The 19,068-nt window shown below is 62.5% G+C and carries 23 protein-coding genes; 6 read left to right on the top strand and 17 right to left on the bottom strand.

The window, feature by feature from the left end; all coding sequences use genetic code 11:
- Window positions 1–95: 95 nt before the first annotated feature.
- The 9 genes from AC07W7_RS26450 to AC07W7_RS26410 all read right to left on the bottom strand — a co-directional run bounded on the left by AC07W7_RS26450 (window position 96) and on the right by AC07W7_RS26410 (window position 6,750).
- A complete protein-coding gene (locus AC07W7_RS26450) occupies window positions 96–419 on the bottom strand; it encodes a DUF3392 domain-containing protein (protein WP_029300493.1) in 324 nt (107 codons plus the stop codon).
- A gap of 19 nt (window positions 420–438) precedes the next feature.
- Window positions 439–1,641 (bottom strand): radical SAM family heme chaperone HemW, encoded by a 1,203-nt coding sequence (gene hemW / locus AC07W7_RS26445; protein WP_076963154.1) that lies wholly within the window; start codon window positions 1,639–1,641, stop codon window positions 439–441.
- Complete coding sequence (gene rdgB / locus AC07W7_RS26440) at window positions 1,638–2,234, bottom strand: RdgB/HAM1 family non-canonical purine NTP pyrophosphatase (protein WP_495040409.1); 597 nt, start codon at window positions 2,232–2,234, stop codon at window positions 1,638–1,640. Before rdgB ends, hemW begins: the two co-directional genes overlap by 4 nt.
- The gene (locus AC07W7_RS26435) at window positions 2,231–2,665 is read right to left on the bottom strand and encodes a DUF4426 domain-containing protein (protein ID WP_169900914.1); all 435 of its coding nucleotides are present in this window, start codon (window positions 2,663–2,665) and stop codon (window positions 2,231–2,233) included. The genes rdgB and AC07W7_RS26435 overlap by 4 nt, the downstream gene beginning before the upstream one ends.
- A 21-nt stretch (window positions 2,666–2,686) precedes the next feature.
- Complete coding sequence (gene metW, locus AC07W7_RS26430) at window positions 2,687–3,307, bottom strand: methionine biosynthesis protein MetW (protein WP_495040408.1); 621 nt, start codon at window positions 3,305–3,307, stop codon at window positions 2,687–2,689.
- 7 nt (window positions 3,308–3,314) lie between these two features.
- The gene (metX, locus tag AC07W7_RS26425; RefSeq protein WP_076963158.1) at window positions 3,315–4,454 is read right to left on the bottom strand and encodes a homoserine O-succinyltransferase MetX; all 1,140 of its coding nucleotides are present in this window, start codon (window positions 4,452–4,454) and stop codon (window positions 3,315–3,317) included.
- Between the two features lie 156 nt (window positions 4,455–4,610).
- Complete coding sequence (locus AC07W7_RS26420; protein ID WP_038444147.1) at window positions 4,611–5,201, bottom strand: YggT family protein; 591 nt, start codon at window positions 5,199–5,201, stop codon at window positions 4,611–4,613.
- 9 nt (window positions 5,202–5,210) lie between these two features.
- Complete coding sequence (gene proC / locus AC07W7_RS26415; protein WP_495040407.1) at window positions 5,211–6,029, bottom strand: pyrroline-5-carboxylate reductase; 819 nt, start codon at window positions 6,027–6,029, stop codon at window positions 5,211–5,213.
- A gap of 34 nt (window positions 6,030–6,063) precedes the next feature.
- A complete protein-coding gene (locus AC07W7_RS26410; protein ID WP_236309076.1) occupies window positions 6,064–6,750 on the bottom strand; it encodes a YggS family pyridoxal phosphate-dependent enzyme in 687 nt (228 codons plus the stop codon).
- 57 nt (window positions 6,751–6,807) lie between these two features.
- On the opposite strand from AC07W7_RS26410, the gene AC07W7_RS26405 reads away from it, so the two are divergent.
- Window positions 6,808–7,842 (top strand): type IV pilus twitching motility protein PilT, encoded by a 1,035-nt coding sequence (locus AC07W7_RS26405; protein ID WP_495040406.1) that lies wholly within the window; start codon window positions 6,808–6,810, stop codon window positions 7,840–7,842.
- Window positions 7,843–7,960: 118 nt separating this feature from the next.
- On the opposite strand, the gene AC07W7_RS26400 is transcribed toward AC07W7_RS26405, so the two are convergent.
- On the bottom strand, window positions 7,961–8,596 hold the full coding sequence (locus tag AC07W7_RS26400) for a C40 family peptidase (protein WP_076963162.1): 636 nt from the start codon (window positions 8,594–8,596) through the stop codon (window positions 7,961–7,963).
- A 249-nt stretch (window positions 8,597–8,845) separates the two neighbouring features.
- Between AC07W7_RS26400 and AC07W7_RS26395 the strand changes: the two genes are divergently transcribed.
- Window positions 8,846–9,274 (top strand): NINE protein, encoded by a 429-nt coding sequence (locus tag AC07W7_RS26395; RefSeq protein WP_057440372.1) that lies wholly within the window; start codon window positions 8,846–8,848, stop codon window positions 9,272–9,274.
- 128 nt (window positions 9,275–9,402) lie between these two features.
- Here the strand turns inward: AC07W7_RS26395 and AC07W7_RS26390 are convergent, their stop codons facing one another.
- The 7 genes from AC07W7_RS26390 to gshB all read right to left on the bottom strand — a co-directional run bounded on the left by AC07W7_RS26390 (window position 9,403) and on the right by gshB (window position 15,324).
- Window positions 9,403–10,674 carry a dihydroorotase gene (locus AC07W7_RS26390; RefSeq protein WP_076963163.1) on the bottom strand — a complete coding sequence of 424 codons (1,272 nt, stop codon included), beginning with the start codon at window positions 10,672–10,674 and terminating at the stop codon, window positions 9,403–9,405.
- Window positions 10,671–11,675 carry an aspartate carbamoyltransferase catalytic subunit gene (locus AC07W7_RS26385; RefSeq protein ID WP_038444135.1) on the bottom strand — a complete coding sequence of 335 codons (1,005 nt, stop codon included), beginning with the start codon at window positions 11,673–11,675 and terminating at the stop codon, window positions 10,671–10,673. Before AC07W7_RS26385 ends, AC07W7_RS26390 begins: the two co-directional genes overlap by 4 nt.
- A 24-nt stretch (window positions 11,676–11,699) precedes the next feature.
- Window positions 11,700–12,206, bottom strand: coding sequence for a bifunctional pyr operon transcriptional regulator/uracil phosphoribosyltransferase PyrR (pyrR, locus tag AC07W7_RS26380; protein WP_076963165.1), 507 nt, complete (start codon window positions 12,204–12,206; stop codon window positions 11,700–11,702).
- Window positions 12,207–12,288: 82 nt separating this feature from the next.
- A complete protein-coding gene (ruvX, locus tag AC07W7_RS26375; RefSeq protein ID WP_005792259.1) occupies window positions 12,289–12,726 on the bottom strand; it encodes a Holliday junction resolvase RuvX in 438 nt (145 codons plus the stop codon).
- Window positions 12,726–13,295: a YqgE/AlgH family protein gene (locus AC07W7_RS26370; protein ID WP_076963166.1), complete on the bottom strand. Its 570-nt coding sequence runs from the start codon at window positions 13,293–13,295 to the stop codon at window positions 12,726–12,728. Before AC07W7_RS26370 ends, ruvX begins: the two co-directional genes overlap by 1 nt.
- Window positions 13,296–13,393: 98 nt before the next feature.
- A complete protein-coding gene (locus tag AC07W7_RS26365; protein ID WP_099168622.1) occupies window positions 13,394–14,293 on the bottom strand; it encodes an energy transducer TonB in 900 nt (299 codons plus the stop codon).
- Between the two features lie 77 nt (window positions 14,294–14,370).
- A complete protein-coding gene (gene gshB / locus AC07W7_RS26360) occupies window positions 14,371–15,324 on the bottom strand; it encodes a glutathione synthase (RefSeq protein WP_495040405.1) in 954 nt (317 codons plus the stop codon).
- Window positions 15,325–15,563: 239 nt separating this feature from the next.
- On the opposite strand from gshB, the gene pilG reads away from it, so the two are divergent.
- From pilG to AC07W7_RS26340, 4 genes are read left to right on the top strand one after another with little or no spacing between them, the layout of a single operon-like run.
- Window positions 15,564–15,971 carry a twitching motility response regulator PilG gene (pilG, locus tag AC07W7_RS26355; protein ID WP_076963169.1) on the top strand — a complete coding sequence of 136 codons (408 nt, stop codon included), beginning with the start codon at window positions 15,564–15,566 and terminating at the stop codon, window positions 15,969–15,971.
- Between the two features lie 45 nt (window positions 15,972–16,016).
- Window positions 16,017–16,382: a twitching motility response regulator PilH gene (pilH, locus tag AC07W7_RS26350; RefSeq protein ID WP_029300454.1), complete on the top strand. Its 366-nt coding sequence runs from the start codon at window positions 16,017–16,019 to the stop codon at window positions 16,380–16,382.
- A 12-nt stretch (window positions 16,383–16,394) separates the two neighbouring features.
- Window positions 16,395–16,931: a chemotaxis protein CheW gene (locus AC07W7_RS26345; RefSeq protein ID WP_076963170.1), complete on the top strand. Its 537-nt coding sequence runs from the start codon at window positions 16,395–16,397 to the stop codon at window positions 16,929–16,931.
- Window positions 16,928–18,979 carry a methyl-accepting chemotaxis protein gene (locus AC07W7_RS26340; RefSeq protein WP_076963171.1) on the top strand — a complete coding sequence of 684 codons (2,052 nt, stop codon included), beginning with the start codon at window positions 16,928–16,930 and terminating at the stop codon, window positions 18,977–18,979. Before AC07W7_RS26345 ends, AC07W7_RS26340 begins: the two co-directional genes overlap by 4 nt.
- The last annotated feature ends 89 nt before the right edge of the window (window positions 18,980–19,068 follow it).

Raw genomic sequence — 19,068 nt, 5'->3', positions numbered from 1 at the left:
GCCTGCGATAGCATCACTTCGGTATCACTGATACACCGAGGTGATGCTATCGCAGGCAAGCCAGCTCCCACAGTTGTTTTGCGGTGGGCTTTGAGTCAGCGACGGTCGGCAACCACGCCAATCAACACCAGCACCACCAACAGCACCGGCGCCAGGCTGTAGTTATTGAACTGGCTCAACCCCCGCACAATCCACGGCGTGGCGTAGATCAGCGCAGCACCGCTGCCGATCATGCACAGCAGGGCCATCAGTGGCACACGCAAGGCGCCGGCGATGTTGCCCAGGCGCGCTTCGACCCAGCCCTTGATATCGGCGCCGAACAGCACCAATAGGCAGCCTACCAGCGCCAGGGAGATTTCCGACAGGTTGCTACGGCTCCAGCGGGATACGGTGGCGAGCAGGTCGAGTACCAGATCCATTCGATTTCCTTAAGAGCGATCAGCTCAAAAACTTCTGCAGCAGGTCATTGAGAAAGAGTTGCCCACGGTCCGTGGCCGCCAGGCGTGACGGTTCGACCTGCAATAAGCCACTTTGTTCTGCCTCGCGACGGGCCTCGTTGAGGCTGGCCAGGTCCAGGCCAGTGCGTTCGGCGTAAAGCCTGGCTTCAACGCCGTCGGTAAGGCGCAGGGCGTTCATCAGGAACTCGAAAGGCAACTCTTCGTTGGTCAGCTCTTTCATGCCTGCCTGAAAGCTTTTGGCCGGGTTGAGGTAGTCCTTCGGTGCGCGGGTCTTCCAGGTGCGCACGATGCGCCCGTCTGGATGACTGAGCTTGCCGTGGGCGCCGGCGCCAATGCCGATAAAGTCGCCAAAGCTCCAGTAATTGAGGTTATGCCGTGCAGGTCGGCCCGGTTGGGCGTAGGCCGAGACTTCATATTGCGCGTAGCCGTGTTCGGCGAGCAGGGCCTGGCCGGCTTCCTGGATATCCCACAGGGTGTCGTCTTCTGGCAGCGTCGGCGGCTGGTTCCAGAACACGGTGTTGGGTTCCAGGGTCAGTTGGTACCACGACAGATGGGTCGGCTTGAGGGCGATGGCCTGGCGCAGGTCGCTCAAGGCATCGTCCAGGGATTGATCGGGCAAACCGTGCATCAGGTCCAGGTTGAAGTTATCGAACCCGGCCTGGCGCGCCATACCGGCGGCGCGTACGGCTTCGTCGCCGTTGTGGATGCGGCCCAGGGCCTGGAGCTTTTCCTGTTGGAAGCTCTGGATGCCGATGGACAGGCGATTGATCCCCAGCTTGCGGTAGGCGACGAACTTCTCTTGCTCGAAGGTGCCGGGGTTGGCTTCCAGGGTGATCTCGATGTCGCGGGCAAACGGGATGCGTTGTTCCACGCCCTCCAGCAACCGGCCCAGCGCGGCCGCACTGAACAGGCTGGGCGTGCCGCCGCCAAAGAAGATCGAACTCAACTCGCGGCCATACACCGCGTGCAGGTCCTGGTCCAGGTCCGCCAGCAACGCGTCGACATACTCTTGTTCCGGCAGCACCTGGCTGGCGGTGTGGGAGTTGAAGTCGCAATAGGGGCATTTGCGCACGCACCACGGGATATGGATATACAGCGCCAGGGGCGGCAGCACCGGCAGGGCCGCCCGAGGTGTTTGCGCGCCACCGTGGATCAGTGGCAGCGCGGAGGTGTCCTGGGTCATTGCAAACCCAGACGCTGGCGCAGCAAAGCCATGGCGCGGGCGCGGTGGCTGATCTGGTTCTTGTCGGCCGGGCTCAGTTCGGCGCTGGACACATTGCGCTCCGGCACCCAGAACAGCGGGTCGTAGCCAAACCCGTGCTCGCCGCTGGCGGCATGCAGGATGCGCCCGTGCCACAGGCCTTCGCAGAGGATCGGCAGCGGGTCGTCGGCATGCCTTACCAGCGCCAGCACGCACACAAACTGCGCGCCGCGCATCGCGTCCGGCACGTCCTTGAGGGCGTCCAGCAGCTTGGCGTTGTTCGCCGCGTCGCCTTTGCCGTCGGCATAGCGCGCCGAGTAGATGCCAGGAGCGCCGCCGAGGAAGTCCACCGCCAGGCCCGAATCGTCGGCCAGTGCCGGCAGCCCGGAAATGCGCGCGGCATTGCGGGCCTTGAGGATGGCGTTCTCGACGAACGACAGGCCGGTCTCTTCCGGCTCCACCTGGCTGAACTCGCCAATCGAGCGCAAGTGCACCGATTCGCCGAGCATGGCCTGGAGTTCCTTGAGTTTGCCGGCGTTATGGCTGGCCAGTACGAGTTGTGTCAGGTTCATTATTTGGCCGGGAACAATTCTTGGGTGAAACTGAAACCATGGGCCTTGCCGTTGGTATCAACATTGATGGTGAAGGTGCGAAATTCCTGCTGCGGCACCGAGTAGGGGGCCAGGTAGTAGATTGCGCCTTTTTCGGTGATTTGCTTGAAGGTCAGCATTTCGCTCTTGCCGGTCAAGTCCTTGATCGTGCCGGTCACTTGCGCTGCCACCGCCTCCCCGCCTTTTTTCACCGTGATGTTGATCATGCCCTTGTTCTTGCTGCGCACCACACCCACGGCCTGGGCTGTCTCGGGCTGCAGGAAGCTGGAGGTGAACGTGCTGTAGTGCACGGTGATATCACCAAATGCCTTCTGCCGATTGCTGTCGATAGGGCCGGCGGCCATGGCGCTGGCGCCCAGGCAGGCAGTGAGTAGAAAAATAGCCAGGCGACTCATGATCGTCCTCCTCGAAAATGGTTAGACGGCAATCTGGTGGTCGGTCAGGCCAGGACTGCTGACCCGATAAATCCCGATTTCACCTAAAAGATTAGGCCACAGCTTACTTGCCCAGCCGTGGCGATGCTGTTGATCGACGGCAAGGCGGTTGATCACCTTGGCTTCGCGCCCGCGGCACAGCGCCTCGAAGTCCTCGAAGGTGCAGAAGTGAATGTTGGGCGTGTTGTACCAGGTGTACGGCAGAAAGTCCGATACCGGCATCCGGCCCTTGGTGGCCAGGTACCAGCGGCAGCGCCAGTGCCCGAAGTTGGGGAAGGTGATGATGCACTGGCGACCGACGCGCAACATCTCGTCGAGGATCCGATCCGGGTAGTGCACGGCTTGCAAGGCCTGGGTCATCACCACGATATCGAAGCTGTTGCTGGCAAAGTTGCCCAGGCCCTTGTCCAGGTCCTGCTCGATCACGTTGATGCCCTTGGCCACGCACTGGGCGATGTTATCCGGGTCGTTTTCCAGGCCATAGCCGGTGACTTGCTTGTTGTCGCGCAGCCAGCTCAGCAGTTCGCCATCGCCGCAACCCAGGTCGAGCACGCGGCTGCCGGCGGGGATCCAGTCTTGGATGATTTCCAGGTCGGCTCTCATGGCGTTCTCACAAAGTTATGCGGTTCATGTAGTTGCTGAAGGCCTGCAAGTAGCGCGGGATCGGGATCAGGAAGGCGTCGTGGCCTTGCGGTGCATCGATCTCCAGGTAGCAGACGTCTTTGCGCGCGGCCATCAACGCATCCACCAGCTCCCGCGAACGGGCCGGCGAGAAGCGCCAGTCGGTGGTGAACGACATCACGCAGAACTTGGCGCTGGCACCCTCGAAGGTCTTCGCCAGGTCGTCGTCACAGTTTGCCGCCGGGTCGAAGTAGTCCAAAGCCTTGGTCATCAGCAGGTAGGTATTGGCGTCGAAACGCCCGGAAAACTCCTCGCCCTGGTAACGCAGGTAGCTTTCGACCTGGAATTCGACGCTGTGGAAGTCGTAGTTGAGTTTCTCGCTCTTGAGCCCACGGCCGAATTTTTCGCCCATGGAGTCATCCGACAGGTAGGTGATGTGCCCGACCATCCGCGCCAGCATCAAGCCGCGCTTGGGGATCACCCCGGCTTCCTGGAACGACCCGCCGTGGAATTCGGGGTCGGTGAGGATCGCCTGGCGCGCCACTTCGTTGAAGGCGATGTTCTGCGCCGACAACTTGGGGGCCGAGGCGATGGCCAGGCAATGGCGCACGCGGTCGGGGTAGGTGATGGTCCATTGCAGGGCCTGCATGCCGCCCAGGCTGCCACCGATCACGGCGGCCCATTGCGGGATGCCCAGCAGGTCGGCCAGGCGCGCCTGGCTGTGCACCCAGTCTTCCACGGTCAGCACCGGGAAGTCGGCGCCAAACGGCTTGCCGGTTTCCGGGTTGAGGCTGCTGGGGCCGGTGGAACCATTGCAGCCGCCGAGGTTGTTCAGGCTGACCACAAAGAACTTGCTGGTGTCGATGGGCTTGCCGGGGCCGATACAGCTGTCCCACCAGCCGGGCTTGCGCTCGTCGACGCTGTGGTAGCCAGCGGCGTGGTGATGGCCGGACAGGGCGTGGCAGATCAGCACGGCATTGCTGGCCGTGGCGTTCAACTCGCCGTAGGTTTCATAGATCAGGTCATAGGCCGGCAACGACCGCCCGCAGGCCAGGGCCAGGGGTTCGCTGAAGTGCGCCACTTGGGGCACGACCAGTCCAACAGAATCGGGGGGGAAGGCAGCTGGCATCGACCCTGCTCTCGTTTAAATGAGGCGTAAGTCTAAAGAGAGGGGGGCCTAGCGGCAAGCAAAGGCCTGCATGGATTCACTTCAAGACACAGTTACCAAAATGTGGGAGCTGGCAAGCCAGCTCCCACAGGTCATCTGTGCTAGGCAGGGGGCTGGTCAGATCAGCAAGCGCAGGATGTCCGGCATCATGGTCATGGCCGCCAGGTTGTTGATCACCAGCATGTCCAGGAGCTTGAGCACCATGAACGCAAGGATCGGCGAGATATCCAGGCCACCCAGGTTCGGCAGGATCTTGCGAAACGGCGCCAATGCCGGCTCGCAGATCTGGTTGACCAGTTCGGCGCCAGGGTTATGGCTGCCCGGTGCGACCCAGGACAGGATCACGCTGATAATCAGGGCAAAGAAGAAGATCTTCAGGAACAGCGCGGTCACGCCAATCACGGCCCAGACCAGCAGTTGCAGGAAGTTGCCCATGGTGCCGTAGGTCAGCAGCAGCGTCAGGGCCATCAGCGCCAGTTGGACCAGGATCGCCAGCACCAGCGACGACATGTCCAGGCCGAACAGGCTCGGGATCACCCGGCGCAACGGCTTGAGCAACGGCTGGGTGGCCTTCACGGCGAATTGGCAGAGCGGGTTGTAGAAGTTGGCGCGTACCAGTTGCAACACAAAACGCAACAGCACGATCAGCAGATAGAGGCTGCCGAGGGTTTGCAGCACGTAGACGGCTGCGGTGTTCAAACCAATCATATTGGCTCCTTATTGACCCAGTTGTTCGGCAAGTTCTGCCGAGCGGTGCGCGGCGGCACCCAGTGCTTTTTCGACCAGGGCTTCAAAGCCCCCGGCCTGGAATGATTCGATGGCAGCCTGTGTGGTGCCATTGGGCGAGGTCACGCGGCGACGCAACTCGGCCGCGTCCACATCGCTGGACACCACCATATGCGCGGCGCCGAGGGCGGTCTGCTGGGTCAGTTGCTCGGCGATTTCCCGAGGCAGGCCCAGTTTCACGCCGGCGGCGGTCATGGCCTCGACCAGCAGGAAGAAATACGCCGGGCCACTGCCGGACACCGCCGTGACGGCGTCCAGTTGCTGTTCTTCGTCCAGCCACAGGGCCAGGCCCACGGCCGACAACAGCGCCTGGGCCTGCTCACGCTGCGCGGCGCTCACTTGGGCGGTGGCATACAGGCCGCTGACACCCTGGCGCAGCAGCGATGGCGTGTTGGGCATGCAGCGCACGATGGGCTGGGCGCCGAGCCAGGCGTTCAGGCTGGCGCAGTTGATGCCGGCGGCAATCGACACCACCAGTTGCTGCGGCGCCAGGCTTGGGCGCAAGGCTTCACACACGGCCTTCATGGCCTGTGGCTTGACCGCCAGCACGATCACGTCCGCGCCCTGGATGGCCTCGGCGTTGTCGGCAAAGGTTTGGATACCGTGCTCGGCGCTCACTCGGGTGCGGGTCTCGGCGCCCGGATCGCTGGCGCGAATCCGCGAGGCCTCCAGGCCCTTGGCCCGCAGGCCGCCGATCAGGCTGGCCGCCATGTTACCGGCGCCGATAAAGGCTATACGCGTGCTGCTCATGACAGGTCCTTACTCAGATGGAAGTCAGCGATTTTCATGGCTGGCCGTAGTCGCGGGCACCAAACAGGGCGGTCCCGATCCGCACCCAGGTGGCCCCTTGGGCAATGGCCGACTCAAGGTCATGGCTCATGCCCATGGACAGTGTGTCGAGCCCAAGGTCCAGGCCCGCCTGCAAGTCACGCACGGCGGCAAACGCCGCATCCTGCGCCGCACGGTCGTCGGTGGGCTCGGGGATCGCCATCAGGCCCCGCAGCGTCAAGCGGGGCAGGGCCTGGATCGCCGCGGCCAGCGCCGGCAAGTCGGCGGGCGTACAGCCGGATTTGCTGGCTTCGCCACTGACATTGACCTGAATGCAGATATTGAGCGGCGGCAGGTCGGCCGGGCGTTGCTCGGACAGGCGTTGGGCAATTTTCAGGCGGTCCACGGAGTGCACCCAGGCGAAGTTCTCGGCGATAGCGCGCGTCTTGTTCGATTGAATGGGGCCGATAAAGTGCCAACTCAAGGGCAAGTCGGTTAAATCGGCCTGTTTGCCGAGGGCTTCCTGTAAGTAGTTCTCGCCAAAGTCGCGCATTCCGGCGGCATAGGCTTCGCGCACGGCTTGCGCGGGTTTGGTCTTGCTCACGGCCAGCAAGTGCACGCTGGTTTCATTGCGTTGCACGGCCCGGGCTGCGGCACGGATTCGCTCGGTAACCAGGCCGATATTGTCTGCTATGTTCGACATTAAAGTTGCGCCCGCGGATATGGAGTCCGCGGCATTCTACTGGAAATGGATAGCCCTATGGACATCACTGAACTGCTGGCGGCAAGCGTCAGCCAGGGCGCCTCCGACCTGCATCTATCGGCAGGGTTGGCGCCGAGGATGCGCGTCGATGGCGAAGTACTGCCACTGGATTGGCCGGTACTGAGCGCTACGCAAGTAGCGGACTTGCTCAGCCCGATCCTCAATCAGCATCAACAAAAGGATTTCGAAACATCTCTTGAAACGGATTTTTCCTTCGAGTTGCCTGGCGTCGCGCGCTTTCGCGCCAATGTGTTCCAGCAGCACCGGGGGATGGGTGCGGTGTTTCGCGTGATCCCCACCCGGGTCCAGAGCCTGGAAACCCTGGGGCTGGGCGATATATTCCGGCGCATCGCCGAGCTACCCAGGGGGCTGGTGCTGGTGACCGGCGCCACGGGCTCGGGCAAGTCCACCACCCTGGCGGCGATGGTCGATTACCTCAACAACACCCGCCAGCAACACATCCTGACCCTTGAGGACCCCATCGAGTTTGTCCATGAGCCGCGCAAGGCGTTGATCAGCCAGCGCCAGGTGTATCGCGATACCCACAGCTTTCCGACGGCCCTGCGTTCGGCGCTGCGCGAGGACCCGGATGTGATCCTGGTCGGCGAATTGCGTGACCTGGACACCATCCGCCTGGCCCTGACGGCGGCAGAAACCGGGCACCTGGTGTTTGGCACCCTGCACACCAGTTCGGCGGCGAAAACCGTGGATCGGCTGGTGGATGTGTTCCCGGCGGGGGAAAAGGCCATGATCCGCTCGATGCTCTCGCAATCGCTGCAGGCGGTGGTGTCCCAGGTGTTGTTGAAGAAGGTGGGCGGCGGGCGTGTGGCGGCCCATGAAATCATGCTCGGCACACCGGCGATCCGTAACCTGATCCGCGAGGACAAGGTGGCGCAGTTGTACTCGGCAATCCAGACGGGTGGGGCGTTGGGGATGAAAACGTTGGATATGAGTTTGAAGGGGTTGGTCGGTCAGGGGCTGATTAGTCGCGAAGAGGCGCGGGGGCAGGCGCGGGTGCCAGCAGATATATAGGATGTGGGAGCTGGCTTGCCTGGGATGCAGGCAACCCGGTGTGTCAGTCACACTGAGGTGATGCTATCGCAGGCAAGCCAGCTCCCACACAAGCCAGCATTCACATTTGCATTCGCTGTCAGCGTTGCACAAGCTGCAGGTTGCTCTGCTCTTTAGGCAACACGCGCTTGGCAATCACGTAGTTCTTGTTCCAGAACGGCTTTTTCAGGGTGTCGATGCTGACCGACTTGCCACGGCGCGGTGCGTGGATAAAACGGTCGTTGCCCAGATAAATGGCTACATGGTTGACCTGGCGGCTCTTGAGCTTGAAGAACAACAGGTCGCCAGGCTTCAGGTCTTTGCGATCAACCTTTTGCCCGTGGCCGCTGGCCATGGCATTGGAGGTGCGTGGCAAATCCACTGCGGCCACATCATTGAAGGCGTATTTCACCAGGCCGCTGCAATCAAAGCCTTTACTTGGGCTGCTACCGCCCCAACGATAAGGAGTGCCGAGCACGTTGACCGCACGGCTCAAGACTTTGCTGCTTTGCTGGTTATTGCTCGCTACCAGGCCGGGAACTGCTTTAACGTTGGACTTGCCCGGTTGAGTCGGGCGCTTGACCGTGAGTTTTACCGATTTGGCGGAGCTGGTAGTGGCGTGGGCTTTAGGGGTGAAACCATTAACGTTCGGAAGTCGTTGCTCACGATTGGTGGCGTGGGCGGCCAGTGGCATTAATAGGCAAATGGTTAGCCATGTCTTTAAAAATGGTCGCATTAGGCAGGCTCTTGTTGGTTTGCGCGCAACTTTATAACAGCTTTTAGTGTCTTTCTCAGGCCGTTTGTCGACTGAACCTTGACGTCAAAATCAGGAAATCCGCGACGAACTGTCGCAATTGTCCTACACAAGTCAGGCGGCATAAGGCTTTGAGGGAAGCGACGATAGCATTTGCCGTACGTCGGGTGCCTGTAAAAAAGTCACAAAGAAACCAGAAATATTTATCTATCGAGGCAAAAGAGGTTATTCATGAACACCTATCGACAGGATGTTTCGCAACAGGACACCCATAGCAAGGTGATCGGTTACCTGCTCTGGATCTTCGGTTTTACCGGGGCGCACCGCTTCTATTACGGCAAGCCGGTGACCGGGACGATCTGGTTCTTTACCTTCGGGTTGCTGGGGATTGGCTGGCTGATCGACCTGTTTTTGATCCCGGCAATGGACCGCGAAGCCGACCTGCGCTTTACCGCCGGGCCCATTGAATACAACGTGGCCTGGATTCTTCTGACGTTTCTTGGGGTGTTTGGCTTGCACCGCATGTACCAGGGCAAATGGCTCACCGGCCTGTTGTACCTGGTGACGGGTGGCTTGTTCCTGGTGGGTGTGCTGTATGACTTCTGGACACTGAATACGCAGGTTTCGATTCGCAATGCCGAGCGGTTGGGCGGTCGGTAAGCGTAGCTAGGCGCATGTGGGAGCTGGCTTGCCTGCGATGCGGGCACCTCGGTATGTCAGTGACACTGAGGTGATGCAATCGCAGGCAAGCCAGCTCCCACACAAGCCTGTTCCCACTCTTTAGCGGATCAAGCCTGGTAGCTGATCCGCCCATCCACCAGGGTGTAGCGCACGGTCGCCGGCAAACTATGGCCGATGAACGGGCAGTTCTCACCCCGAGACAGCCACTGCTCACCCGCCACGGTGGAGCTGGCCGGATCAAACAGCACCAGGTCCGCCGCCGCACCCACCGCCAGCTTGCCCGCCGGCAGGCGTAGCGCCTCGGCCGGGCCTGAGCCCAGGCGTGCCAGCAGCGTTGGCAGGTCCAGCAACCCATCCTCCACCAGGGTCATTGCCAGTGGCAGCAGCAGCTCGACGCTGCTGATCCCAGGCTCTGTCGCGCCAAACGGTGCCAACTTGGCATCCCGTTCGTGGGGCTGGTGGTGGCTGGAGATTGCCGACACCACCCCGGATTTCACCGCCGCACGTAAACCGTCGCGGTCGGCGCGGGTGCGCAGTGGCGGTTGCACGTGGTACAGGCTGGAGAAGTCGATCAGCGCCTCGTCAGTCAGGATCAACTGATACAGCGCCACATCAGCGGTCACCGGCAACCCACGGGCCTGGGCCTGGGCGATCAGGGCCACGCCGCGGGCGCTGGTCAGTTGGCTGAAGTGCGCGCGTACGCCGCTTTGTTCCACCAGCAGCAGGTCACGGGCCAGGGCCACGGTTTCTGCGGTTTCCGGGATGCCTGCCAGGCCGAGGAAGCTGGCGGTGGGGCCTTCGTGGGCCAGGCCGCCTTCGGCCAGGTCGTGGTCCTGGGAGTGGAAGATCACCGTCAGGTCGAAGGTGGCCGCGTATTCCAGGGCACGGCACAGGGTGCGGGTGCTGCGAAAACTCTCCAGGCCATTGCCGAAGGCCACGCAACCGGCGTCGCGCAGGGCAATCAGTTCGGCCAGTTGCTCGCCATCCAGGCCTTTGCTCAGGGCGCCAATGGGGAACACTTTGCAATTGCCGGCCTCGCGGGCGCGGTCGAGGATCAGCTCGGCCACGGCCGAGGTGTCCAGCACCGGTTTGGTCTGCGGTGGGCAGCACAGGCTGGTGACACCGCCAGCCGCCGCGGCGCGGGTTTCGCTGGCGATGCTGCCTTTGCGGCTGTAGCCCGGCTCGCGCAGGGCGACGTTCAGGTCCACCAGGCCGGGCGCGGCCACCAGGCCTTTGGCGTCGATGCTTTGAACCGGGCTGAAACCGCTGGGGGCGGCGCCGATGGCAATGATCTTGCCGGCTTCCAGGTGCAGATCCGTAACTTGATCCAGGCCGCTGGCCGGATCGATGACTCGGGCGCCGAGAATGCTGAGCTTCACTGGGCGTTCTCCTGCTCGAATTGACGTTGGGCCGTTTGCCCGCTCATGGCCATGGACAGCACGGCCATGCGTACGGCGATACCGTAGGTGACCTGGTTGAGAATCACCGAATGCGGCCCGTCGGCCACCGCCGACTCAATCTCCACTCCCCGGTTGATCGGGCCGGGGTGCATGACAATCGCATCCGGCTTGGCGCCGGCCAGGCGCGCGGTGGTCAGGCCGAACAGGCGGTAGAACTCGCCTTCGCTGGGCAGCAGGCCACCGGCCATGCGCTCGCGTTGCAGGCGTAGCATGATCACCACGTCGACATCCTTCAGGCCCTCGGCCATGTCGGTGTAGACCTTCACCCCGTATTGCTCGATGCCCACCGGCAGCAGGGTTTTTGGCGCAATCACGCGGATATCCGGGCAGCCCAGGGTTTTCAGGGCCAGCATGTTCGAGCGCGCTACCCGCGAATGCAGGATATCGCCGACGATGGCCACCGAGAGGTTTTCAAAGCCGCCCTTGTGCCGACGGATGGTGAGCATGTCGAGCATGCCCTGGGTCGGGTGGGCGTGGCGGCCATCGCCGCCGTTGATGATCGCCACCTGCGGGCACACGTGCTCGGCGATAAAGTGCGCCGCGCCCGAGTCGCCATGGCGCACCACGAACATATCGGCGGCCATGGCCTCCAGGTTGCGCAGGGTGTCGAGCAGGGTTTCGCCCTTGCTCGCCGATGAGGTGGAGACGTTCAGGGTGATCACGTCGGCTGACAGGCGCTGGGCCGCCAGCTCGAAGGTGGTGCGGGTGCGCGTCGAGTTCTCGAAGAACACGTTGCAAATGGTTTTGCCGCGCAGCAGCGGGACTTTTTTCACCGCCCGGCCGCCGACTTCAAGGAACGAGTCGGCCGTGTCGAGGATTTCGGTGAGCAATTCGCGGGGCAGGCCGTCGAGGGACAGGAAGTGTTGCAGCTGGCCCTGAGCGTTGAGCTGCAGCGGGCGCTTGGCATCTAGAGGCGTCATCGCGGGGACTCTTTACAAGGCGGTTTAAAGGGCGAGGTCTTGCAGTTCGAGTTCGAGCGGCGTGGGACCGGACAATTTTACCCGCTGTTGGGCTGAAAGCGACAGGGTGGCACCCACCACATCCGGGCTGATCGGCAGTTCGCCCGCCTCAAGGTCGAGCAAACAGACCAGGGTGATGCTGGCCGGGCGGCCGTAGTCGAACAGCTCGTTCATGGCGGCGCGGATGGTACGGCCGCTCATCAGCACATCATCGATCAGCACCAGATGCTGGCCTTCGATCTCGAAGGGCAGGGCAGATGGGCGCACTTGCGGGTGCAGGCCGTTCTGGCTGAAGTCATCGCGGTAGAAGGACACGTCCAGGGTGCCCAGGGGCGAGTCACTGCCCAGCTCTTGCAGCAACGCCTGGGCGACCCACACGCCACCGGTGCGGATGCCGATGAAACGCGGTTCGCTGATGGCACGCTGTTGCAGGTGGGTCGTGAGGCTCGTCGCCATCTGACGGATCAGTTCGGCGGGATTGGGCAGGCTCATGGTGGCTCCTTCAGGGGCTTGGGCAGCGTGGTGCCGACAAAGTCCGGGCTCAAACGTAAGAAGACGCGGCAAGCCGCGTCAGTCAGGATTCAAATAAAGCGGTGTTTTCATCCAGCCAGCCCTGCAGCAGCAAGGCGGCGGCAATGGCGTCGACTGGGTTGTCGCGGTAGCTGCCTTTTTGCCCGCCACGGTCGCGACGCTCACCCTTGGCCTCGAAGGTGGTCAGGCGTTCATCGTGGGTATAGAAGGGCAGGTTGTAGCGGCCATTGAGGCGACGGGCGAACTTTTCGGCGCGCAGGCACATGTCGCTGGGGGTGCCGTCCATGTTCAGCGGCAGGCCGACCACTACCGCGTCGGGCTTCCATTCCTTGATCAGGGCTTCGACCTGATTCCAGTCCGGGATGCCGTTCTGCGCCTTCAAGGTACACAGCTCGCGGGCCTGGCCGGTGATGACCTGGCCCACGGCCACGCCGATCTGTTTGGTGCCGTAGTCAAACCCGAGGATCAGTCGCAAGGCCATCAGGCGTGCCCCGCCTGGCTGGTCAGCAGGTTGAGGTTGACCCCCAACTGCTTGGCCGCGGCGTTAAGACGCAGCTCGCTGGCGGTATTGAACAGAATGTCGGCATCGAACGGGCAAGTCAGCCACGCGTTGTTGGCCAGCTCTTCTTCCAGTTGCCCGGCGTCCCAGCCCGCGTAGCCCAGGGTAATCAGGCTCTGCTGCGGGCCGACGCCATCGGCGATGGCAAACAGCACGTCCTGGGAGGTGGACAGGGACACGCCCTCCAGGTCGACAGTGGCCTGGAACGTCGGGCCGCTGGGATGCAGCACAAAGCCCCGGTCAGTCTGCACCGGGCCGCCGAAATAGATCGGCACCGCCTGGCAACTGGCCGGTGGCTCGATCTCCGGGCGCAGTTGCTCAAGGATATCCGCCAGGTTCAGGTCCTGCGGGCGGTTGACCACCAGCCCCATGGCGCCATTGGCCGTGTGCTCGACGATATAGGTCAAGGTGTGCGCAAAGTTCGGGTCGGCCATATGGGGCATGGCGATCAGGAATTGGTGCTTGAGGTAAGTCGGGCTGACATTTTTCATGTCCGCTAGTGTGGCGTTGGAGGGGCGAACTGACAAGCTGGGGATGTGTAGGAATACGGTTAGCGGATATGTTCCCCATGTAGGAGCGAGGGCGCGGGTCAGTTGCTGGAAAGCCGGTCGCCCTTGGCAAAACGCCAGGTGCGGATGATTTCCAGGCGGTCGATATCGGCCAGGTCGCCAGTAAACGGGGCAAACGGGGCGGCCAGGCGCACGATGCGTTGCGCCGCCTGGTCCAGCAACGGCTGGCCGGACGACTCCAGCACCAACACTTCATACAGGGAGCCGTCGCGGTTGATCGACACCAGCAGGCGCAAATTGCCGTAGATCTGCTGGCGCCGGGCCTCGTCCGGGTAGTTCAGGTTGCCGATGCGCTCGACCTTCTTGCGCCATTCGTCCTTATACCAGGCGCCTTTGTCGCGCATGGTAGAGGCGGCGTTGAGCCGGTAGATGCGCGGACGCTTGGCGTACAGCTGTTGCTCGTTGGCCAGTTCGGCCTCCAGGCTGGAGATTTCGCTGGAAAGCTGCGAGCTGTCAAATGTGGGGGCAGGTTTGCTTGGCGCAGGCTCAGTTTTCACGGCTTCGCGCTGGGTCACGGCCTTCTGGGGTTTTGGCGCGACGGTGGCGACGGCGGCCTTGGGCGCGGCCTGCTTGACCTCGGGCCTGGCCACTGGGGGCGGGGTGACCTTATTGATCTTGTTGTCCTGGAAGGGCGCCACTTCGGTGGTCTTGGGCACTGCCTTTTTATCCAGGGTGCCGCTGCCCTGCTGATTGTCCTGCGCCAGAAAGTCGGCTTTTTCGGGCTTTTTCTCACTTTTGAAGGTGGCGAGGGTGATTTCCAGGGTTTTGCTGATTTGCTGGGGTTCGACGAAGGTGAAGCCCAGGCCGAGGATCAACGCCAAGTGAATCAGCGCTGCCAGGAACAGGGTAAACCCGAGCCGATCAGCCGGGCGTACGCTGCTGTGGCGGAATTCGGGGGGCAGGTCGGACGGAAGCGTCATAACAGGAAAACCAACATCGCGCGTTTCACAGGTGGCGCATGATAGCGCAATGTTGGTTTACATCCGGCTGTTCTATGTCACTTGGCTTGTAGCTTGTCGGCAATCGCCGCCATGAGCATTTCGCCGATATTGGTGCCGAACGCGTTGTCTATTTCGCGGATACAGGTGGGACTGGTCACGTTGATTTCGGTCAGGTGCTCGCCAATTACGTCAAGGCCTACAAACAGCAGGCCTTTTTCCCGCAGGGTCGGGCCAACCTGGGTAGCGATCCAGCGGTCCTTGTCGCTCAGCGGGCGGGCTTCGCCACGACCACCGGCCGCGAGGTTGCCACGGGTCTCGCCGGCCGCCGGGATACGCGCCAGGCAGTAGTCCACCGGCTCGCCGTCGATCATCAGGATGCGCTTGTCGCCGTCCTTGATCGCCGGCAAGTAGGCCTGGCCCATGATCTGCTGGGTGCCCAGGGCGGTCAGGGTCTCCAGGATCACCGACAGGTTCGGGTCGCCCGCACGGTGACGGAAGATCGAGGTGCCGCCCATGCCGTCCAGCGGCTTGAGGATCACATCGCCGTGCTTGGCGGCAAATTCACGCAGCACGTCGGCGCGGCGGCTGACCACGGTGGGCGGCGTGCACTGTGGGAACAGCGTGGCGAACAGCTTTTCGTTGCAGTCGCGCAGGCTCTGCGGCTTGTTGACGATCAGCACGCCGGCGCGCTCGGCCTGCTCCAACAGGTAGGTGGAGTAGACGAACTCCATGTCGAACGGCGGATCCTTGCGCATCAGGATCACGTCCAGGTCGCTCAAGGGGCTGTCGACCTCGTCTTGCAGCTCGAACCACTTCTCTGGGTTGGCGAACACCTGCAAGGGGCGCATCCGCGCCCGCGCCTCGCCGTCGCCCTGGTACAGGTCGCGCTGTTCCATATAGAACAGGCTCCAGCCACGGGCCTGGGCGGCCAGCAGCATGGCCAGGGAGCTGTCCTTTTTATAGGAGATGCTGGCGATAGGGTCCATGACAATGCCGACGCGAACGCTCATGGGGGATTTCCTCTAGCAAATAAGGGCGCATAAAAGTGGCGTCAGAGTGGCGCTGTGGCTGTTGTGGGTCAAGGAAAAACCACCTTGCCGGTCGGCCGATAGATTGCCTCCCCAGTCTGTGCTAAAAAGGCTGCCATGGCGTGTCGGCCCTTGCACGGCAAGGGTTTTGGCGCTTGTCCCAGGCAGTGCCCGGCAGTACACACCGAAAACCGATTCGCTGTGGCGATGGTAGAGCAGATATGGAACAGCATTCCAACGCCTTGAAAGTGATGGTGATCGACGACTCGAAGACGATTCGCCGCACCGCTGAAACGCTGTTGAAGAACGTAGGGTGCGACGTCATCACGGCCATCGACGGTTTTGATGCCCTGGCCAGGATCGTTGACCATCACCCGCACATTATCTTTGTCGACATCATGATGCCGCGCCTGGATGGCTATCAGACCTGCGCCCTGGTCAAGAACAACCCGGCGTTCAAGGCCATCCCGGTGATCATGCTGTCGTCCAGGGACGGTCTGTTCGACAAGGCCAAGGGGCGCATTGTCGGCGTCGATCAATTTTTGACCAAGCCTTTCAGCAAGGAAGAACTGCTGAGTGCGATCAAGGCCTATGTGCCGGGTTTCGCCGCAGTAGAACAAGCACATTGACCCAGCCCCCCGGGGCTTGCGTCGACCAATGTAGTGGGGAAAACCATGGCACGCGTTCTGATCGTCGACGATTCGCCGACTGAAATGTACAAACTGACCGGCATGCTGGAAAAGCACGGCCACCAGGTCCTCAAGGCCGAGAATGGTGCCGATGGCGTGGCCCTGGCCCGCCAGGAAAAGCCCGATGCCGTCCTGATGGATATCGTCATGCCCGGCCTCAATGGCTTCCAGGCCACGCGCCAGTTGTCCAAGGAGCCCGAAACCAACGGTATCCCGATCATCATCGTCACCACCAAGGACCAGGAAACCGACAAGATCTGGGGCGCACGCCAGGGCGCCAAGGCGTACCTGACCAAGCCGGTGGAAGAAGACAAGCTGATCGAAGTCCTGAACTCGGTGCTCAAGCCCTGACGGCACGTTCCCATGACCGAGTCGCAAACCGCCTTTGAGCTGCTGCTGGACATCGACCGCCGCTGCCGTCTGCTGGCCGCTGATTTGCCGTCCCAGGAAACCCGCTCGCACAGTTGGAGCGGCATCGGCTTTCGCCTGGGCGGGCATTGGTATGTGGCGCCCATGGGCGAAGTCGCCGAAGTGCTGCACGAGCCGCGCTGCACCCTGATGCCCGGGGTCAAGCCCTGGGTCAGGGGCGTGGCCAACCTGCGCGGGCGCTTGCTGCCGGTGATCAACCTGTGTGGGTTCTTCGGCTATGAGCTGTCGGCGGCGCGCAAGCAGCGCCGGGTGCTGGTGATCGAGCACGAAGACACCTTCGTCGGCTTGCTGGTGGATGAGGTGGTCGGCCTGCAGCACTTTGCCCAGGACCTGCTGCACCCGGTGTCCGCCAGCGTGCCCGCGGCCAGCGCCGCGTTTATCCAAGGCCAGTTCAGCGGCGACCCGCCGTGGCAGGTCTTCAGCCCCTTCGCCCTGGCCCAGGCCCCGGGCTTTCTGGATGTTGCCGCATGAGCACCGCCACGCCCGTCAAACCGCAGGAAGCCTCCCGTAGCCGTTCGCAGATCATCGTGCTGTTTATCGCGCTGATCATCTTCATCATGCTGCTGTTCGCCAACTTCGCGTACCTCAACACCCAGTCCACCTACGACAAGCAGTACATCGGCCACGCCGGCGAGCTGCGGGTGCTGTCCCAGCGCATTGCCAAGAACGCCACCGAGGCCGCAGCCGGCAAGGCCGCCGCGTTCAAGCTGCTGAGCGAGGCGCGCAATGATTTTGCCCAGCGCTGGAGCTACCTGAAAAAAGGCGACCCGGCCACCGGCCTGCCCGCCGCGCCCAGTGCGGTGCGCAGCGAAATGCGTGCGGTGCAGCATGACTGGGAAGCCTTGCTCAAGAACACCGACGTGATCCTGGCCAGCGAGCAGACGGTGCTGTCCCTGCATCAAGTGGCGGCGACCCTGGCCGAAACCGTGCCGCAATTGCAGCTGGAGTCGGAGAAAGTCGTCGAGATCCTGCTGCAACGCGGCGCACCCGCCAGCCAGGTGGCAGTGGCCCAGCGTCAGTCGTTGTTGGCCGAGCGTATCCTGGGGGCGGTCAATACCGTGCTGGCGGGGGATGACACGGCAGTCAAGGCCGCCGACGCCTTTGGCCGCGATGCCAACCGCTTTGGCCAGGTCCTGGCCGGCATGCTCCAGGGCAGCGCTGGCTTGACGATCAGCGAGGTGCAAGACCCGGACGCCCGCGCGCGCCTGGCGGAGATTGCCGAGCTGTTCGAGTTTGTCTCCGGCTCCGTGGATGAGATTCTCGAAACCTCACCGCAACTGTTCCAGGTGCGCGCCTCGGCGAGCCATATCTTCAGCCTGTCGCAAACCCTGCTCGATGAAGCCTCGCACCTGGCCACCGGTTTTGAAAACCTGGCCGGCGGGCGCACCCTCGACACCATCGGCGGCTATGTCCTGGGCTTGCTGGCGCTGGCGTCAATCATCCTGATCGGCCTGGTGATGGTGCGCGAGACCAATCGCCAGTTGCGCGAAACCGCCGAGAAAAACGAACGCAACCAGAACGCGATCATGCGCTTGCTCGACGAGATCGAAGACCTGGCCGACGGCGACCTCACCGTGACCGCCTCGGTGACCGAAGACTTTACCGGCACCATCGCCGACTCCATCAACTATTCGGTGGACCAGTTGCGCGACCTGGTGGCGACCATCAACCTGACTGCCGGTGAAGTGGCCGGCGCCGTACAGGAGACCCAGGCCACCGCCATGCACCTGGCTCAGGCCTCGGAGCACCAGGCCCAGCAGATCGCCGAAGCCTCGACGGCAATCAACCAGATGGCGCAGTCCATCGACCAGGTTTCGGCCAACGCCGCCGAGTCTTCGGCGGTGGCCGAGCGCTCGGTGGAAATCGCCAACAAGGGCAACGAGGTGGTGCACAACACCATCCACGGCATGGATAACATCCGCGAGCAGATCCAGGACACTGCCAAGCGCATCAAGCGCCTGGGGGAGTCGTCCCAGGAAATTGGCGATATTGTCAGCCTGATCGACGACATTGCCGAGCAGACCAACATCCTCGCCCTCAACGCGGCGATCCAGGCGAGCATGGCCGGTGATGCCGGGCGTGGGTTTGCGGTGGTGGCCGACGAAGTGCAGCGCCTGGCCGAACGCTCATCGGCCGCCACCCGGCAGATCGAGAACCTGGTGCGGGCGATCCAGACCGACACCAACGAAGCCGTGATCTCCATGGAGCAGACCACCACCGAAGTGGTGCGTGGCGCACGCCTGGCCCAAGACGCCGGGGTGGCCCTGGAGGAGATCGAAGGGGTGTCCAAGACCCTGGCCGCGCTGATCCAGAGCATCTCCAACGCCGCACAGCAGCAAACCTCGTCGGCGGGGCAGATCTCCCTGACCATGAACGTGATCCAGCAGATCACCAGCCAGACCTCATCGGGCTCCACGGCCACCGCCGAGAGCATTGGCAACCTGGCCAAAATGGCCAGCCAGTTGCGCCGCTCGGTATCGGGCTTCACCTTGCCGGCCGTGCGCAAGACCAATGAATGACATGCCCCCCCAAAACCTGCACAAACCCCCTGTGGGAGCTGGCTTGCCTGCGATAGCGGTGGGGCAGTCGCAATGTATATCGACTGCCC

The sequence above is a fragment of the Pseudomonas sp. GW821-FHT01D09 genome, from assembly GCF_059422465.1.
The sequence above is the reverse complement of the archived record's forward strand: the minus strand, read 5'-3'. Positions and strand labels throughout refer to the sequence as shown.

Coding starts and splice junctions, on each gene's coding strand:
- AC07W7_RS26450 (WP_029300493.1), bottom strand. CDS start 419: ATGGATCTGGTACTCGACCTGCTCGCCACCGTATCCCGCTGGAGCCGT.
- hemW (WP_076963154.1), bottom strand. CDS start 1,641: ATGACCCAGGACACCTCCGCGCTGCCACTGATCCACGGTGGCGCGCAA.
- AC07W7_RS26435 (WP_169900914.1), bottom strand. CDS start 2,665: ATGAGTCGCCTGGCTATTTTTCTACTCACTGCCTGCCTGGGCGCCAGC.
- metW (WP_495040408.1), bottom strand. CDS start 3,307: ATGAGAGCCGACCTGGAAATCATCCAAGACTGGATCCCCGCCGGCAGC.
- metX (WP_076963158.1), bottom strand. CDS start 4,454: ATGCCAGCTGCCTTCCCCCCCGATTCTGTTGGACTGGTCGTGCCCCAA.
- AC07W7_RS26420 (WP_038444147.1), bottom strand. CDS start 5,201: ATGATTGGTTTGAACACCGCAGCCGTCTACGTGCTGCAAACCCTCGGC.
- proC (WP_495040407.1), bottom strand. CDS start 6,029: ATGAGCAGCACGCGTATAGCCTTTATCGGCGCCGGTAACATGGCGGCC.
- AC07W7_RS26410 (WP_236309076.1), bottom strand. CDS start 6,750: ATGTCGAACATAGCAGACAATATCGGCCTGGTTACCGAGCGAATCCGT.
- AC07W7_RS26405 (WP_495040406.1), top strand. CDS start 6,808: ATGGACATCACTGAACTGCTGGCGGCAAGCGTCAGCCAGGGCGCCTCC.
- AC07W7_RS26400 (WP_076963162.1), bottom strand. CDS start 8,596: ATGCGACCATTTTTAAAGACATGGCTAACCATTTGCCTATTAATGCCA.
- AC07W7_RS26395 (WP_057440372.1), top strand. CDS start 8,846: ATGAACACCTATCGACAGGATGTTTCGCAACAGGACACCCATAGCAAG.
- AC07W7_RS26385 (WP_038444135.1), bottom strand. CDS start 11,675: ATGACGCCTCTAGATGCCAAGCGCCCGCTGCAGCTCAACGCTCAGGGC.
- pyrR (WP_076963165.1), bottom strand. CDS start 12,206: ATGAGCCTGCCCAATCCCGCCGAACTGATCCGTCAGATGGCGACGAGC.
- ruvX (WP_005792259.1), bottom strand. CDS start 12,726: ATGGCCTTGCGACTGATCCTCGGGTTTGACTACGGCACCAAACAGATC.
- AC07W7_RS26370 (WP_076963166.1), bottom strand. CDS start 13,295: ATGAAAAATGTCAGCCCGACTTACCTCAAGCACCAATTCCTGATCGCC.
- AC07W7_RS26365 (WP_099168622.1), bottom strand. CDS start 14,293: ATGACGCTTCCGTCCGACCTGCCCCCCGAATTCCGCCACAGCAGCGTA.
- gshB (WP_495040405.1), bottom strand. CDS start 15,324: ATGAGCGTTCGCGTCGGCATTGTCATGGACCCTATCGCCAGCATCTCC.
- pilG (WP_076963169.1), top strand. CDS start 15,564: ATGGAACAGCATTCCAACGCCTTGAAAGTGATGGTGATCGACGACTCG.
- pilH (WP_029300454.1), top strand. CDS start 16,017: ATGGCACGCGTTCTGATCGTCGACGATTCGCCGACTGAAATGTACAAA.
- AC07W7_RS26345 (WP_076963170.1), top strand. CDS start 16,395: ATGACCGAGTCGCAAACCGCCTTTGAGCTGCTGCTGGACATCGACCGC.
- AC07W7_RS26340 (WP_076963171.1), top strand. CDS start 16,928: ATGAGCACCGCCACGCCCGTCAAACCGCAGGAAGCCTCCCGTAGCCGT.